The sequence below is a fragment of the Providencia sp. PROV004 genome (assembly GCF_011045615.1).
Lineage (GTDB): Bacteria > Pseudomonadota > Gammaproteobacteria > Enterobacterales > Enterobacteriaceae > Providencia > Providencia rettgeri.
In genome coordinates this window covers 1,732,357-1,747,869 of the sequence record NZ_CP042859.1, presented here as the reverse complement: position 1 = coordinate 1,747,869, position 15,513 = coordinate 1,732,357, and the positions used below count along the sequence as shown (strand labels likewise).

Annotated in this window: 11 protein-coding genes; all 11 read right to left on the bottom strand. The window is 43.5% G+C overall.

The annotated features are described in order from the left end of the window. Window positions 1-184 precede the first annotated feature (184 nt). The 11 genes from pbpC to FVA69_RS07510 all read right to left on the bottom strand — a co-directional run bounded on the left by pbpC (window position 185) and on the right by FVA69_RS07510 (window position 15,464). Window positions 185-2,506 carry a peptidoglycan glycosyltransferase PbpC gene (gene pbpC, locus FVA69_RS07560; protein ID WP_164528624.1) on the bottom strand — a complete coding sequence of 774 codons (2,322 nt, stop codon included), beginning with the start codon at window positions 2,504-2,506 and terminating at the stop codon, window positions 185-187. 72 nt (window positions 2,507-2,578) lie between these two features. Further along, on the bottom strand, window positions 2,579-7,618 hold the full coding sequence (locus FVA69_RS07555) for an alpha-2-macroglobulin family protein (protein WP_164528623.1): 5,040 nt from the start codon (window positions 7,616-7,618) through the stop codon (window positions 2,579-2,581). A 316-nt stretch (window positions 7,619-7,934) separates the two neighbouring features. Beyond that, window positions 7,935-8,387: an enhanced serine sensitivity protein SseB C-terminal domain-containing protein gene (locus FVA69_RS07550; RefSeq protein ID WP_004912652.1), complete on the bottom strand. Its 453-nt coding sequence runs from the start codon at window positions 8,385-8,387 to the stop codon at window positions 7,935-7,937. A gap of 111 nt (window positions 8,388-8,498) precedes the next feature. After that, window positions 8,499-9,794: an aminopeptidase PepB gene (pepB, locus tag FVA69_RS07545; protein ID WP_036959049.1), complete on the bottom strand. Its 1,296-nt coding sequence runs from the start codon at window positions 9,792-9,794 to the stop codon at window positions 8,499-8,501. 173 nt (window positions 9,795-9,967) lie between these two features. Next, window positions 9,968-10,168: a Fe-S cluster assembly protein IscX gene (gene iscX / locus FVA69_RS07540; protein WP_004912658.1), complete on the bottom strand. Its 201-nt coding sequence runs from the start codon at window positions 10,166-10,168 to the stop codon at window positions 9,968-9,970. Between the two features lie 334 nt (window positions 10,169-10,502). Next, window positions 10,503-10,838, bottom strand: a complete 336-nt coding sequence (fdx, locus tag FVA69_RS07535) for an ISC system 2Fe-2S type ferredoxin (protein ID WP_004912660.1) — start codon at window positions 10,836-10,838, stop codon at window positions 10,503-10,505. Window positions 10,839-10,840: 2 nt separating this feature from the next. Next, on the bottom strand, window positions 10,841-12,691 hold the full coding sequence (hscA, locus tag FVA69_RS07530) for a Fe-S protein assembly chaperone HscA (RefSeq protein ID WP_004912663.1): 1,851 nt from the start codon (window positions 12,689-12,691) through the stop codon (window positions 10,841-10,843). A 12-nt stretch (window positions 12,692-12,703) separates the two neighbouring features. Beyond that, window positions 12,704-13,225, bottom strand: a complete 522-nt coding sequence (hscB, locus tag FVA69_RS07525) for a co-chaperone HscB (protein ID WP_004912668.1) — start codon at window positions 13,223-13,225, stop codon at window positions 12,704-12,706. 88 nt (window positions 13,226-13,313) lie between these two features. Beyond that, a complete protein-coding gene (iscA, locus tag FVA69_RS07520) occupies window positions 13,314-13,637 on the bottom strand; it encodes an iron-sulfur cluster assembly protein IscA (protein ID WP_004912669.1) in 324 nt (107 codons plus the stop codon). A gap of 201 nt (window positions 13,638-13,838) precedes the next feature. Continuing rightward, window positions 13,839-14,225 (bottom strand): Fe-S cluster assembly scaffold IscU, encoded by a 387-nt coding sequence (iscU, locus tag FVA69_RS07515; RefSeq protein WP_004264914.1) that lies wholly within the window; start codon window positions 14,223-14,225, stop codon window positions 13,839-13,841. Window positions 14,226-14,249: 24 nt separating this feature from the next. Next, window positions 14,250-15,464 (bottom strand): IscS subfamily cysteine desulfurase, encoded by a 1,215-nt coding sequence (locus FVA69_RS07510; protein ID WP_004912674.1) that lies wholly within the window; start codon window positions 15,462-15,464, stop codon window positions 14,250-14,252. Between the last annotated feature and the right edge of the window lie 49 nt (window positions 15,465-15,513).

The following is a 15,513-nucleotide window of genomic DNA, read 5'->3' as shown; positions in this document are numbered from 1 at the left end:
TATATTATTTCTAATTCTATTGTTAGGCCTTTAGACTTCAAAAGCAACCATATCTAGGAAAAAGAAAAATAAGGCGATGATTATAGGGGCTCTGATTACAATTTCCTACAGTCACAACAACATTTTGTTAAACTTTTTATAGCAAAAAACACTATTTTTTCGGGTAAGTCACGTTTTTCATCTATTACTTCACTCTAAAGCTCATTGCCGTCACTTGGCCGCTTAAATCTAATACCGAAATTTGGTAGTTCCCACTTTTATCGAGTGTCAGCAAAATAGAACCGTTTTGCTCGGTTGTATTCACTTGTTCTCCGTTTAAAAACCACCATTTCTGCCCTTGCCCACCCTGCGTGACTAAACGTAAATCTAAGCTGGTTTTCCCGGGTAGACGCTGTAAAACCTCCCCATCACGGATACCAGAAATCAATAATGGCGGCATTTCTAGCTTCATCGGTGGACACGCTAAATCCGCTTTGGGTAAACGGTTCTCACGTTTTTCACTTGATGGCAACCAAGATTCGACGGTAATAGGCCATAAATGTACTTCTTTTTCTTGGGCATTTGGGCAATCTGCCGCGACTTGAAGCCCTTTGTCATTTACCCAGATTTTTTGTCTTAATCCTAATAGTGACTCTTGATCTCGCGCCATTAAAGTAGGCGGAATGGTATTATCCAAGATCCAACTAAGACGCCTTTGGCGGCAGTTATTATCGTCTTTCAGTAATGAAGTTCCTCCCGGCCAGCAGATCACCGCTTGGCTCACACTGGCAGGTTTTACATCTTTTGGTAGTGGTTCGTGGGATTGATAGATTTTGCTCAGTAACATGCCATTAATTTGGTTCATAATCGGAATGGCGGTTGCAAAGCCTAGTTGTCCCGCAACGGGTGTCGCATCAGGCCGCCCAACCCAAACGCCGATGGTATAACGTGGATTAACACCAATCGCCCACGCATCGCGATAACCATAACTGGTTCCCGTTTTCCATGCCAAATTGAGTTGCCCTGATAAATTAGCCTCAGGAACAGGGCGTGCTTCCCCCCCCATAATACGGCGTACTATCCATGCAGCTCCCGGTGACATCAACACTCTATCGCGAATTTCATCGGCTGGTTTAAAACGTAACGGTGACACATTACCTTTTCGCGCAAATGCGCTATAGGCAGAAACTAAATCTTCCATCCGTGTGGCTGTGCCGCCTAAAATCAGCGACAAGTTTGGTTCACTACCTAACGGAAAACGCAGCTCAGTCCCAACATTGCGCAGTTGAGCCGTAAATCGTTTGCTGCCATACACATCTAACAACTGAACCACCGGTAAATTCAATGAACGAACGAGCGCATCGCTAACACTCACTGGCCCATTAAAACCACTGTCAAAGTTCCCCGGACGATAATCATTAAAGCGCCGTGGAACATCTTGTAATAACGATTCCGCATGGATGAGCCCGTCATCCATAGCTAATGCGTATAAGAATGGTTTTAACGTTGAGCCTGGAGAGCGCCAAGCACTAATCATGTCCACATGACCAAAACGGCTATCATCCTGAAAATCAATTGAGCCAATATACGCTTTCACTGCCATATCTGTATGATCAACCACCAAAATTCCCAATGATGTTTGTTTTGGTAGTTGGTTTTTCCAATTCATGGCCATGTCTTCCAGTTGCCTTTGCAAACTGGCATCGATAGTGGTTTCAATGATGGACTGTTGCGTATCTTTGGTCACCCGCCTTGCAAGCAAAGGGGCTGAATGCGGATTCTTTCGCGGTGCTAACCAAATTTGTTCTTGTTTAATATCGGCAACTTTTTCAGAGCTCCAGACTTGGTATTCTTCTAACCTATCCAATACTTTATCACGGGCGGCTTGTGCCCTTTGTGGATAACGGTCTGGCCTTAAACGGCTAGGGGCTTGAGGTAGAACAGCAAAGAGAGCCGCTTCACTCGCCGTCAATTTTGCCGGTGACTTATTCAAATATACCCAGCTAGCTGCGCCAATACCTTCAATGGTTCCGCCATACGGAGCACGGTTTAAATACATTTCTAAAATTTCATCTTTCGAATAGTGATATTCGAGTTGAGCCGTACGCCAAAGCTGTTTCAGCTTACCGCCCAATGTTCTTTCGTGGGGGTCAATTAACCGTGCAACTTGCATCGAAATGGTACTTCCGCCCGACACAATACGCCCTGAACTCACAAACTGCCCCGCTGCCCTAACTAACGAAAACGGGTTTACCCCCGGGTGACGGTAAAAATGGCGGTCTTCATACGTTAATAACGCTTCGATAAAATCAGGAGAAACCTCTTCGACTGTAACAGGAAAGCGCCAAATTCCTTCTTTGTCTGCAAAGCGCCACAATGGTGTACCATCCGCTGCAACCACGGTCCGTGCCATTTCAATTTGCTTAATCGGCAACGGCCAAATTTTATCAGCAGCTAAAAAAGCCAGTGGCAAAATAATGACCAACAGAACCAGTGTGATGCCTGTGCGACGTAACCATTTTTTCATTGATGGGAGTACCGAAAATAAATTAAAAAAGCCCTTATATCTGAGTATCAATATAAGGGCTTTAGAAGGTGATTAGCGAACGATTTCTAATTGGCCATCCGAGTAGCCAGTCGCACGCCAGTCAGGGACATACATTGATTCAACTTGTGGTACCGGAATACTATACACACCCGGCGTCACCGCTCGCGCTAAGTAGACTAAGGTCGTTGGGCGGTATTGCTGAACTTCAACCGCAGCCACAAAACGGTCATCACGGTATTCCATATGGCGTATTTGCGATTGCTGCATGTCATCAATTAATTCTTGCAGGTTCGGCGCGGACTCACTCAAATTAGCGCTACTGTTCGCTAAATTTTGGTTTTCCAGTTCTAAGCCTGCGGGCAGCAAGTCAACCACTAACGCATCTGGCACACTTTGGGATGCTTGAACTTCCAGTTTAACCACCACCATTTCACCGCTTCTTAATCTATCTAACGAAATGCGATTGCCTTTCATATCATAGTAGCTACGAGTGATACCTAATACATTCGAGCTTGGTTTTGGTGAATGTTGCGGATAACCCACCACATTTAAGCGTGTATACAAAGTATTCGTTCCGCTGTTTTCGATGCTATAACCTGTCTCCAATTGATCTTTACTCAGGAATTCACTTACAGGTTTATCTGAGACCATTGGGGGTTCTTGGCCATTAATCGTAGCTTTCCACGGTGCTTCACTTTCATTTAAGTAGAAACGACCTGCTAAATATAACGCATTGCTCTCTTGTGTTGAGAAATAACGTTGAGAAGTCAAATTATTAGATAAAGTTTGAAGTTTTTGGTCACGGGATTTTGGCATTAAATTATATTCATTTAATAGCGCAACAATCATCGCATCATCACGGATCACCGAACCGTAATCCCCAACATAGCTGTAGCGGTTACGTTGTTTTTTCAGTCCGTCAATCACTGCACTCTCACCACGTGATTTATCCCCCATCAAGTTCAATGCAACTCCAAGCTGAACCAGAGGTAAGCCACTTGCTGCAGAGTTTCTTTGGTTATAAAGTTGACGTAATGCGCCTAACGGTGCTTTTTGCTGTGATGCTAACACTAAACCTGCATAGGCCTGAGTAGCAAAACGAGCGCCCTCTTGGTTTTCCGTATACGGGTAGTTGATTTGACTACCATCCTGTAAATAGCTCAGTAGACGCGTATTGGCGTTACTTATCGCCTCTTGCGGGACAGTAAAGCCACGTTGATTGGCTTTATTCAAGAAATCCGCCGCATACGCAGTTAACCAATACTCTTCGCGACCGTTCCTATCCCATAATGAAAAACCGCCATCATTACGTTGCATACTTAACAAATGTGGAATACCAATTTCAATCGCTTTATGGCGGTCCGCATCTGTTTGCGTTTTAATCCCTAACTTATTCAGTTCGGCTTGGGTTGAGAACAATGAAGGGTATAAACCACTGATAGTTTGCTCTAAACAACCGTATGGATAAGCAAATAACTCTCGAATATAACGTGAGATATCTAATGGCGGACGGCTGGTTAACAGAACTTGCCCTTCAATGGTATCCGGTTGCAGGCCTGCAATTTGGTTAGTTGGCAGTGCCCATGAAGTACCTGGCTCAATGGAAGTGGCAAAAGAAACCGTTTCTGCTGGCTGTGCCGGACGAACACCCACTTTCCAACTATTGCTGTAGTCTTTATTCGCTTCGCCTTGAATTTTCACACCATTAATGGTCATCGAAACTTCGCCTTCACCGAAGCCGTAGTCGGCTCTGACAGGTAAATTAATGGTGGTGCGTTTGCCTTTTGGTAACTCCAACTCTCGGCTGCTGACGCCATCAAGTTTCACCATTCCTGATGCCTTGAAATTAACAGTCACATTTTGTGTGTTATCCGTCATATTGGTCAAATCAAGCGCAAAGTAAGACTTATCACCGCCCGCCATAAAGCGAGGCATCGACATTTGTGTCACTAATGGTGCCGCGACAATCACTTTGCTATCCGCATGGCCGAACTCTTTTTCATTCCATGCTTGGGCCATCACACGTAATTCCCCGTTAAAATCAGGGATAGCAAGGCTAATTTCACCCTCACCGTCTTTATTTAATGTGACAGGTTTGGCTTGCTCCGCAATGATTTGCACTTCAGTGAGTGGCTTCATACCACCACGCTCTAATGCCGCATCCTCGCTGTCACCACCAAAGCGTAAGTTAGCAATCTTACCTTGTCCTTCAATTAAGTGGCCATAAACGTCATACTGATCAACGCCATAGCGCTTGCGGCCAAAAAAGGCGTCATACGGGTCTGGGGTTTTGAAATCCGTGATATTTAATACACCAGTATCAACTGCAGATAACAGCACATTCACTTTTTCAGGTAACGGTTTGCCATCTTGCGCTGTCGCTTTAATTTTTACCGTTAAGTCTTGATTAGGGCGCATTTTGTCTGGCGTCGTTAAGGCCAACGCAATCTTACGGTTTTCATCTGCAATTGGTAAATGCAACACACCCACCGCACGTTTCACCGTGGCTTCTTTAGAGTCATCACCTGGACGAACAACGACGGCAGAAACGTATAAATCATGACGAGCCCACTCTTTATTGACTGGGATTTCAACGTCTAAGCCCTTTTCTGGTACATCAATTTCTTCCCACCACAGTGGGCCATTACTCGACTCGAGCAATATATAGCCTTTACCGGCTTTAGGGGATTCAATGCGAACTTTGGCTTTTTCACCTGGTAAATACGCAGGCTTATTCAGGCTGAGTTTCACTTGGTCAGGACGAACTGAACCGCTTCCCCCTGTGTTATCTTGCCATGAATACCCCGCCCAGAACTGGACGCTGGAAACGAGCTGATTCTCTGGGTTTAATACCTCTAAACGGAATGCCCCCCAATCCACAGGGAAGGAGACTTTCGCTGTACCGTCTTTGGCGATGGCAATATTTTCATTCGCCATAACAAGGTCTTTTTGGTCATAATTTGAAGACCAACCAGCACTTTCAGACCAACTCCAGTAATAATCACGGCGTTCATACACTAAACGCACGGTTAAGTTTTCTGCTGCCAGTTTATTACCCGCCGCATCCGCCATGACTAATTCAAATTCTGCGAGTGAATTTTCATCCACATTGTGGCGTTTGACATAACGATCTGTGCGGTAATCGTAAATTTCTTTTTTGGCAAATAATGGACGAATACCGACCAGTTTTTCCGCAGGCCAAATGGCTTGCTCAGCACGACGCGTCACTGGACGTCCGCCAGCTTCGAGTAAACTTGCTTGTAAAACTGCCGAAATTGGTGAACGTGTTGAGCTCCAATTACTGTTTGGAATTGAAATGACGGTTTCACCGTTGCTGTCCAGCGTCAAGTCAAACTCATCTAATTTACGAGGTAAGCCCTCTTCATTGACAGCGCCAAATTCAAAACCGGGTAATTTTGCTACCGCTTCACGATCTGCTTTTAAAACAATTTGGCCTTGCAGTTGGTTGTCTGCTGCAGGTGCTCCGTATAAATAACGGCCTTGAATATCAAAATCAACCGACTGGTCTGTTAAACGAGGAACATCACTGCCAACAATTTCCAGCGCCATGCGTTCTGGCATGAAATCTTCAACATTGAATTTGTAATAGCGTTGTGGTGAACCGTCACCTAAATCAAAACGTAACGACCAACCGCCCGTTTCTGCATTTTTAGGAATTTCAAATTGGTATTGATATAACCCATTTTGGTTTTCTTCCGGCTGCCACACGAAACTACGAACCACTTGCCCATCTGTTTTTAATACATCAACTTTAACCGGCTGAGTTTTAACTGGGTTACCATCGCCATCACGCAGTAAGCCATTCACCAGCAGCAGTTCACCCGGGCGATATAAATCACGCGGCCCAAAGGTGAAAAATTGTTTTGCATAGCCTTCTGGCCCTGAAATATCAAATTCAGACAGGTCAAGTGCCGGCTGCGTGAGATCAATCATACTGGTTTGCCCTTCATGGGTTGCCAGTAATAATTTTCCACCCGCTAATTTATCTAATTGAGCGTGACCATCACCATCTGTGGTGCCTTTTGTCACTAACTGACCTTTTTCATCCAAAATACGTAGCTCAACGCCTTTAATGGCAGAGCCTTTCGCTAAGGATTGCGTGAAAATATCGACTCGGTCTTGGTAACTGTGTAGTGACACGCCAATATCACTTAATGTGAAGACGGTTGCAGGGAATTGATAGCTATAGCTGCCTGCTTTTTGCATGATGGCCAAATATACGCCATCTTGCTGTAATTCTTTGACATCTTTCAACGGCAGTAAAATAGTTTGGCGAGTATTTTTATCTGGATTTAAATCAAAACGGCCGGTATAAGCCAGCTCCACTTTGTCGAGAAACTCTTCTGAATACCAATACTCATAATTACTACGATACTGCCACTGCGCTAAAAATTGTGGCAGCTGCTTTTCATCCACACGGAAGAAATTAACATCAACCTTATCAACATTCAGCGCAATCACAGGTAAACCCTGTGCGACTTTACTCGGTAATAAAGAGCCTTTACTTGCAAAACCAACTGTTGGGATGATTTGCGCCGTGGTAAGTTTTTTCTCAAAACTTTCGGTCGTTGTACGCTCATTAACCGCTTTAATACCCGGGTTAATGGTGAGGTTTAATTCTTTAGACGGTGGAAGGTGACGAAAACGTAATTCCATTTGGTTATCAGACAGTTCCCAAGCGCCATCTAACTTACCGGTTTTAACATCAATGAGGTTTATGTACTGGCCAAAATCTTGGTTTGCTTGTAATGGAACGGAGAATGTCACCACCATGGCACTCGCACCATCAAGCTGCAATTCAGACGCATCTAAAATGGTGAGATCTTTCCCTGCATATTTTTTTACCATTTCTTCAGTGGAAAGTTTCGGTGCTGCTTTTTTCTGCTCTGCAACTGGCGCTGTTTTAGTTTGATTTTCTGGCGCTGTCGTGGAAACATTTGGCTCATTTTTGGTTGCTTCTTCTGTATTATCACAACCGGCCAATGCCACGACAGATGCCAACGCAAGTGCTAAATAACGCTTTTTGGTTTTTAGACCCGCCAATGAAGCCCAACTAGATTGTTGTTTCATTACCGCCCGCCCTTTAATTAGTTAAAATTTATTCTGTTTTTTTAAGGTTTTAACAGGAGGTTAAAACCCACTATATACTTGGAAATGGCTAAAAACACACACAGATAAATACTGCTGATATTGTTTCAATTATCAATATAATTTAACAGAATGTGATTAGAACACCTATCAGACAAAACGGAAAAAATGATGGGCGAGAAAAACAGTGAAATGAAATAATATTTTTTAAATAGTAAGCAGAATATATATTTAATAAATGAGCAATATGCCTTTTATGAGTGAGAAAAACATTTTTCTCACTCTATACATGGAACTATTATGTGTTTTTTACTGGGATTGTGTCTCGTAAGAAGCTACCAAGGCGACGCTGATAAAAAGGCTGAATATGTTGAGTAATAAAGTGGCTGACACCTTGCTCATTCTCATTTACCACACAAAAATCAATAGATTCGTCATCGGCTAAAAACTCACAAGCAAGTGTCCCCGCCTCATGAATAATGGAATCAATATTTTCTGCCCCTGCAGTAAACTCTAACGCTATCATTAATATTGGCGTTTCTTCAGCGTTATCACTCTCTACTGCGGAGACCATAAAACCGCGTCTCACGACTTTGTGTTGTTTAAAAAATTCGCTAAGCGCATCAACAATAGCCTGCGGCTGTTCTTCTAACACACTTAATTTAAGTGATGAGCCTTTCGGTACGGTTAACTCAGTAAATTGGATCTCAGTTTCTTGGGTGGAACTGTTATTATTCGATTGCTGCGACATTGCCAATCCCCTGCTATTAAAAAGAAGAGCTTATTATACTCGCAAATACATCAAGATAAAAAATAGGCACGAAAAGTTACCTTCCCGTGCCTGTTATTAATCAAACATTCACTACTTTGATTTACTGATTAATAAGTTTGCTAATGTTCTTACACCTGTACCCGTTGCGCCTTCTGCCCATAAGCTAACTGCAGATTTACGATAAGTCGCGGAGCAGTCGATATGTACCCAATTTTGACGATAATTTTCGACAAAATGCGATAAAAATGCCGCAGCAGTGCTTGCGCCTGCTGTGTGCGATGGTGCCGCGATGTTGTTCAAATCCGCAAAGCCAGACGGTAATTGTTGGCGATGGAACTCTGCCAAAGGTAAACGCCAGAACAGTTCAAACTCAGCGTCTGAAGCGCTCATCAAGTCAGCAACTAATTTATCATCGAAGCTCAACACTGAATGGTAGTCATTGCCCACGGCGGTTTTCGCCGCACCCGTCAAGGTTGCAGCATCAATGATCAGCGTTGGTTTTTCTTTGCTCGCATCAATCAGGCCATCAGCTAACACAAGGCGGCCTTCAGCATCCGTATTCATAATTTCAACGGATTTACCATTACGGTAACGAATAATATCACCCAATTTGAATGCATTACCGCTAACCATATTGTCAGCAATACACAGGAACATTTTGACGCGTTTTTGTAAGCCACGAGAAATCGCCAATGCCAATGAACCCGCTAAGGTTGCAGCACCGCCCATATCCGCTTTCATTGAATTCATGGAAGACGATGGTTTGATGCTATAACCACCTGAATCGAAAGTAATACCTTTGCCGACTAACGCAGCAAAAACAGGGGCATTTGGGTTCGCACCTGGGTTGTAATCTAACGCTAAAAAGACAGGTGGGCGACTTGAACCACGACCGACCGTATGAATACCGGTATACCCCTGTTCTAATAAGTCATCGCCTTTAATAATGCGGTAGCTAATGTCTTGTGCGCCCACAGTGCAGAGTAAATCAATGGCGCGTTGTGCGAGTTGTTCTGGGCCTAACTCTTCTGCAGGTGCGTTAATGACATCACGTACCCAATCAATGGTACGAATACGGTTTTCTAATTCTTTGCGGTCTGCTTCAGGCAATACTGGCCATTCAATCGTTCTCGCCCCTTTTGGCGCACGAAAACCTTGCCAAAATGCCCAGCTTTTTTCTAAATCCCATCCTTCGCCAGCCAAAGCAACATTGCGGATCCCTTGACCATCTAATTTACGGCCAGCGCTTTGTACTGCACATAATTTACCTGCATGTTTCAGGTGGATTGTCATCCCTTTATCACTAGAGCTTAACAATGCGCCTTCACCCCAACAAGGTGCAGCAGGCTCACAAGAAATCATTACTGGCATAATTTGTTTTGTCATCGTTTTTCTCACTTTGTCTATTTTTGCAGACAGTAAAAACCCATTGATTCTGTCGGCAGATAGCATTACCTTAACTGATAAATACCAATAGGGATATCATTATAGTGCTGATATAAAATAAAAAACCGAGCACTATTTCTGACAGTCACTCGGTTTTTAGGGTAAAACTCTACTTATTCGAACTCATCCAGCCAAACTAACAAAATGGCTTCTAGGATTTTCTCATTCGATTTTTGCGGGTCATCATCAAATTCTTCTAAATCGCAAATCCACTGGTGCATATCAGTAAAGCGCACCGTTTTAGGATCAACATCAGGAAATGCGTCGTACAGTGCTTCACCGATTTCGCGGCTATTTGACCATTTTAAACTCATGTTCTCTCACCAATTTGATTATTAAATGATTTTTACCATTGATGCTCTACGTTACAACGCCAAACATGCCGAGCATTTCAATTTTTTAAATAATTCACATTGTAGCTAGGCGGCGATTGAGCTAATCCCTAGGAGCATACAAAAGTATGTGATTCGAGTTAGCGAAAGAAGCCAACAACGCTACAGTATGAAGTATGACGAGCGTTTCTATTTTTTAAATAATTCACGTTGTAGCTAGGCGGCAAGTTGAGCTAATCCCTAGGAGCATACAAAAGTATGTGACTAGGGTTAGCGAAAGAAGCCAACAACGCTACAGCGTGAAGTATGACAAAAATCAGTGTTCGCGGGCGTGATTGATAGTATAACGAGGGATCTCTACCACTAAATCCTCATCCGTCACCAATGCTTGACAACTTAGACGGCTTTCAGGCTCTAACCCCCATGCTTTATCTAACATGTCATCTTCGAGTTCACTGCTTTCTTCCAGTGAATCGAAACCTTCACGAACAATACAATGACAGGTTGTACAAGCACAGGATTTTTCACAGGCGTGCTCAAGCTCAATACCGCTGCGTAGTGCAACATTTAAAATAGATTCGCCTTCTTGTGCTTCAACTACTGCACCGTCTGGACATAAATCACTATGAGGTAAAAAAACTATTTTAGGCATAATTATATCTCATCCACAGAATGGCCTGACAACGCTTGGCGAATGGAGGTATCCATGCGACGCGCTGCAAACTCCTGCGATTGCTTATCCAGTTGTTTAATGGCATTTTCAATTACGATTGGGTCTGTACCCTCAACCGCTTTAATTAACTCATTGACTGCATTATCAATTTCTGACTCTTCTTCTGGCGTCAGTAAATTGCCATCTTGGGCTAATGCGCTCGTTAAACTTTCAAGCACTCTTGCAGCTTCAACTTTTTGCTCCGCTAAGCGGCGCGCATTTAAATCATCTTGCGCGTTAGTCATTGAATCTTTAATCATGTTTGAAATTTCGTTATCCGTTAACCCATACGATGGCTTAACTTGAATCGATGCTTCTACACCTGTCGATTTTTCCATGGCGCTAACACTCAACAGCCCATCGGCATCGACTTGAAAAGTCACACGAATATGTGCCCCACCTGCGGCCATCGCTGGAATATCACGCAAGGTAAAGCGAGCTAATGAACGGCAATCTGCCACCATTTCGCGTTCACCTTGTACGACATGAACGCTCATCGCCGTTTGACCATCTTTAAAGGTGGTAAACTCTTGGGCTCGAGCAACAGGGATGGTGGTGTTACGCGGGATCACTTTTTCGACTAATCCACCCATCGTTTCCAAACCAAGAGAGAGTGGGATCACATCTAACAACAGCATCTCGCTATCAGGCTTGTTTCCGACTAAAATATCCGCTTGAATTGCAGCGCCAATGGCGACAACTTTATCTGGGTCGATGGATGTCAGTGGTGATTTACCAAAAAACTCCCCGACTTTTTGACGTACTAGTGGCACACGAGTCGAACCACCGACCATCACGACATTCAGAACATCTTCAGCCTCAACACCCGCATCTTTTAACGCACGGCGACAAGCCATCAGAGTGCGCTTTACGTAATTTTCAATTAACGTTTCAAACTGCTCACGACGAATTTCCCCTTGCCAGTTGGCAAGCTGAATAGTCACTGTTTCTGCATCACTAAGCGCAACTTTGGTTTCTGTCGCCACATTTAATAACTGACGATTTAAATGATGATCACCTTGTAATGAAACCCCTGCCTGCTCAGCAATCCACTGAGCCAATACTTGGTCAAAGTCATCACCACCAAGCGCGGTATCGCCGCCCGTTGCTAACACTTCAAAAACACCACGGCTCAGGCGTAAAATGGACACATCAAAAGTGCCACCACCGAGGTCATAAACAGCAATCACACCTTCTTGCCCAGAGTCTAATCCATAGGCAATCGCAGCCGCAGTCGGTTCATTCAGCAAACGCAATACATGTAAGCCTGCAAGGCGCGCTGCATCTTTGGTCCCTTGGCGTTGTGCATCATCAAAATAAGCCGGTACTGTGATCACTACGCCATCCATTTCCCCACCTAAGGTTTCTTCAGCACGTTTTGCTAGTGTTCTTAGAATGTCAGAAGAAACTTGGATTGGGTCAACTTGGCCAGCCACGGTTTGAATAAACGGCAAACCATTTTCACTGGCAGTCAATTGATAAGGTAAGTCAGGGTAGCGTTTTTGAATATCGGCTAATGAACGCCCCATCATACGTTTCACTGAAATAATGGTATTGACCGGGTCTTGCTCGGCAAGTTGTTTCGCTTCCCATCCCACTAATTTGCTTTCGGGTTGATAATTAACAATCGATGGTAATAAAAAGCGCCCTTGGCTATCAGGCAAAGCTGCAGCTTCACCACTGCGCACTGTCGCAATCAAAGAGTGGGTGGTACCTAAATCAATGCCTGCAGCCAATTTGCGTTGATGCGGAGCTGCTGTCATACCGGGTTCGCTGATTTGTAGTAACGCCATAATCGTTTTCTCTTAAAATTCATCTAGTAATCGTTCTTCGAGTTGCTCTGCTTGCTGCTGAAGCTTGTCGAGAAAACGTAGTTTACGTACGGTATCAGCGGCTTTTTCCCACTGCATGGCATCTAGCTCTGTCACCATCAGTGCACTTCGTGCTTGCTGCATTTGTTTGACGCTCTGCATAAATTTAGCCAATAGATCAAGTGCGTCATCACTGTTCTCAATATTGTCTAACTCTTCGCGTAGCTCAAGTTGCTCCATCAAAAATGCCGTATCATGCATGGTATGTTGTTCGTTATTAATATCAAAACCATGCAATGAAAGCATATATTCCGCGCGTTTTAGCGGATGACGGAGGGCTTGATAAGCAGCATTAATGGTTGCTGCTTTTTGTAGTGCTTGCATTTTCTCCTGTTCAGAACAGGTTGCAAAACGGTCAGGATGGTATTGACGCTGTAAGTCTTGAAAACGTAACGTCAGTTGTTCGCTATCGATGGCATAGATGGGAGTCAACCCAAAAAGAGTAAAATAATCCATAAGTGCTCAGTTTCTCGAACCGGTTACCAATACCACTAATAAAATAAAATTAGTAAGATTGGCCAAAAATTAGGCTTAATAAAACGCATTATACGTGAAAACTTTCACCGCATCCGCATTCACTATTGACGTTAGGGTTATTAAATTTAAACCCTTCGTTTAAGCCTTCTTTCACGAAATCCAGCTCAGTACCATCAAGATAAACAATGCTCTTGCCATCGATGATGACTTTCACACCTTTATCTTCAAAAACTGTGTCTTCTTCATTGATTGTATCAGCAAATTCAAGAACATAAGCCATTCCTGAACAACCTGAAGTTCTTACACCTAAACGCAAACCTTCGCCTTTCCCACGATTTTGTAGAAAGGATTGAATACGCTGCGCAGCACTTTCTGTAAGAGAAATAGACATTGCAAACCTCACTTTAGAAACAAACAAGGCAGATGCTACTCATGAGTCGCATCCGCCTTCAAATTATTTTATACCCACCCTATTTCTAAACTAAGAAACTCAGCGATGTTTAGCCTAGACGCCGTGGGTATTGTTCCAGTTATAGGACGATAACTTGTTGTTATTTATTAATATGGGTTGCCCTATAGACTGATTAAAAACTTATTTGCTTTGGCGTTTGCTTTTGTAATCAGCAATAGCAGCTTTAATTGCATCTTCAGCCAGAATTGAACAGTGAATTTTCACTGGTGGTAATTCTAACTCTTCGGCAATCGCTGTATTTTTGATTGACTCCGCTTCGTCCAAACTTTTGCCTTTCATCCATTCAGTCACGAGTGAACTTGATGCAATTGCTGAACCACAACCATAAGTTTTAAAGCGTGCATCTTCAATAATGCCGTCATCATTTACTTTAATCTGTAATTTCATGACGTCACCACAGGCAGGTGCGCCTACCATACCGCTACCTACGCTTGGGTCGCTGTTATCAAACGAACCAACGTTGCGTGGGTTTTCATAATGATCGATAACTTTTTCACTGTAAGCCATTTTTAAACTCCTGAAACCGTCTGATTAATGGTGAGACCATTCGATGCTGTTAAGATCTACGCCGTCTTTGAACATTTCCCATAAAGGAGACAGCTCGCGTAAGTGGCCAATTGCGCCATGAATCATTTTGATTGCATAGTCAATTTCTTCTTCTGTCGTGAAACGACCTAAAGAGAAACGGATTGAGCTATGTGCCAGCTCATCATTCATCCCTAAAGCGCGCAGTACATAAGAAGGTTCTAGGCTTGCAGAAGTACATGCAGAACCTGAAGATACAGCCAAATCTTTTAATGACATCATCAGTGATTCACCTTCAACATAGTTGAAGCTGACGTTCAGAATGTGCGGCGCACCGTGTTCTAAATCACCATTGAGGTAAACTTCTTCGATATCTTTAATGCCATTCCACAAACGTAACCGTAAACCGCGTAAGCGTTCAGATTCCGCCGCCATTTCTTCTTTGGCAATACGGTAAGCTTCGCCCATACCCACGATTTGGTGTACAGGTAATGTCCCAGAACGCATACCGCGCTCATGACCACCGCCATGTTGCTGCGCTTCAAGGCGAATACGCGGTTTGCGGCGCACATATAACGCACCGATACCCATTGGCCCGTAAAGTTTGTGAGCAGAGAATGACATTAAATCCACTTTTAGCGCACTAAGGTCGATAGGTAATTTACCTACGCTTTGTGTTGCATCAACGTGGAAAATAATTCCTTTGCTACGGCATAATTCACCGATAGCTGCGATATCCTGCACAACCCCAATTTCGTTATTAACATGCATAATAGAAATTAAAATGGTGTCTTCACGGATAGCGTCTTGTAGGTCTTGCATAGCAATTAAACCATTGCTTTGTGGTGACAGATAAGTCACTTCAAAACCTTCACGCTCTAATTGGCGGCAGGTATCTAAAACGGCTTTGTGTTCCGTTTTACAGGTAATAATGTGGTTGCCTTTCTTTTTATAGAAATTAGCAGCGCCTTTAATCGCTAAGTTATCAGACTCAGTTGCGCCTGAGGTAAATACAATTTCACGTGGGTCAGCACCCACTAATTCGGCGATTTGATTGCGAGCAATATCCACCGCTTCTTCAGCTTGCCAGCCGAAACGATGAGAACGGGACGCTGGGTTACCAAAGTTCCCATCCATTGTTAAACATTGCATCATTTTTTCAGCCACACGCGGGTCAACCGGTGTTGTTGCTGAATAATCAAGATAAATTGGTAATTTCATTGCTCACTTACTCCAAAGGACAAGCTAACTTGCCTTTAATTTTTAAAGA

Excerpts from the sequence above, each read along its gene's own strand:
- pbpC (WP_164528624.1), bottom strand. The coding sequence starts at position 2,506 with ATGAAAAAATGGTTACGTCGCACAGGCATCACACTGGTTCTGTTGGTC.
- iscU (WP_004264914.1), bottom strand. The coding sequence starts at position 14,225 with ATGGCTTACAGTGAAAAAGTTATCGATCATTATGAAAACCCACGCAAC.
- pepB (WP_036959049.1), bottom strand. The coding sequence starts at position 9,794 with ATGACAAAACAAATTATGCCAGTAATGATTTCTTGTGAGCCTGCTGCA.
- iscA (WP_004912669.1), bottom strand. The coding sequence starts at position 13,637 with ATGTCTATTTCTCTTACAGAAAGTGCTGCGCAGCGTATTCAATCCTTT.
- FVA69_RS07555 (WP_164528623.1), bottom strand. The coding sequence starts at position 7,618 with ATGAAACAACAATCTAGTTGGGCTTCATTGGCGGGTCTAAAAACCAAA.
- iscX (WP_004912658.1), bottom strand. The coding sequence starts at position 10,168 with ATGAGTTTAAAATGGTCAAATAGCCGCGAAATCGGTGAAGCACTGTAC.
- hscA (WP_004912663.1), bottom strand. The coding sequence starts at position 12,691 with ATGGCGTTACTACAAATCAGCGAACCCGGTATGACAGCAGCTCCGCAT.
- FVA69_RS07550 (WP_004912652.1), bottom strand. The coding sequence starts at position 8,387 with ATGTCGCAGCAATCGAATAATAACAGTTCCACCCAAGAAACTGAGATC.
- fdx (WP_004912660.1), bottom strand. The coding sequence starts at position 10,838 with ATGCCTAAAATAGTTTTTTTACCTCATAGTGATTTATGTCCAGACGGT.
- hscB (WP_004912668.1), bottom strand. The coding sequence starts at position 13,225 with ATGGATTATTTTACTCTTTTTGGGTTGACTCCCATCTATGCCATCGAT.
- FVA69_RS07510 (WP_004912674.1), bottom strand. The coding sequence starts at position 15,464 with ATGAAATTACCAATTTATCTTGATTATTCAGCAACAACACCGGTTGAC.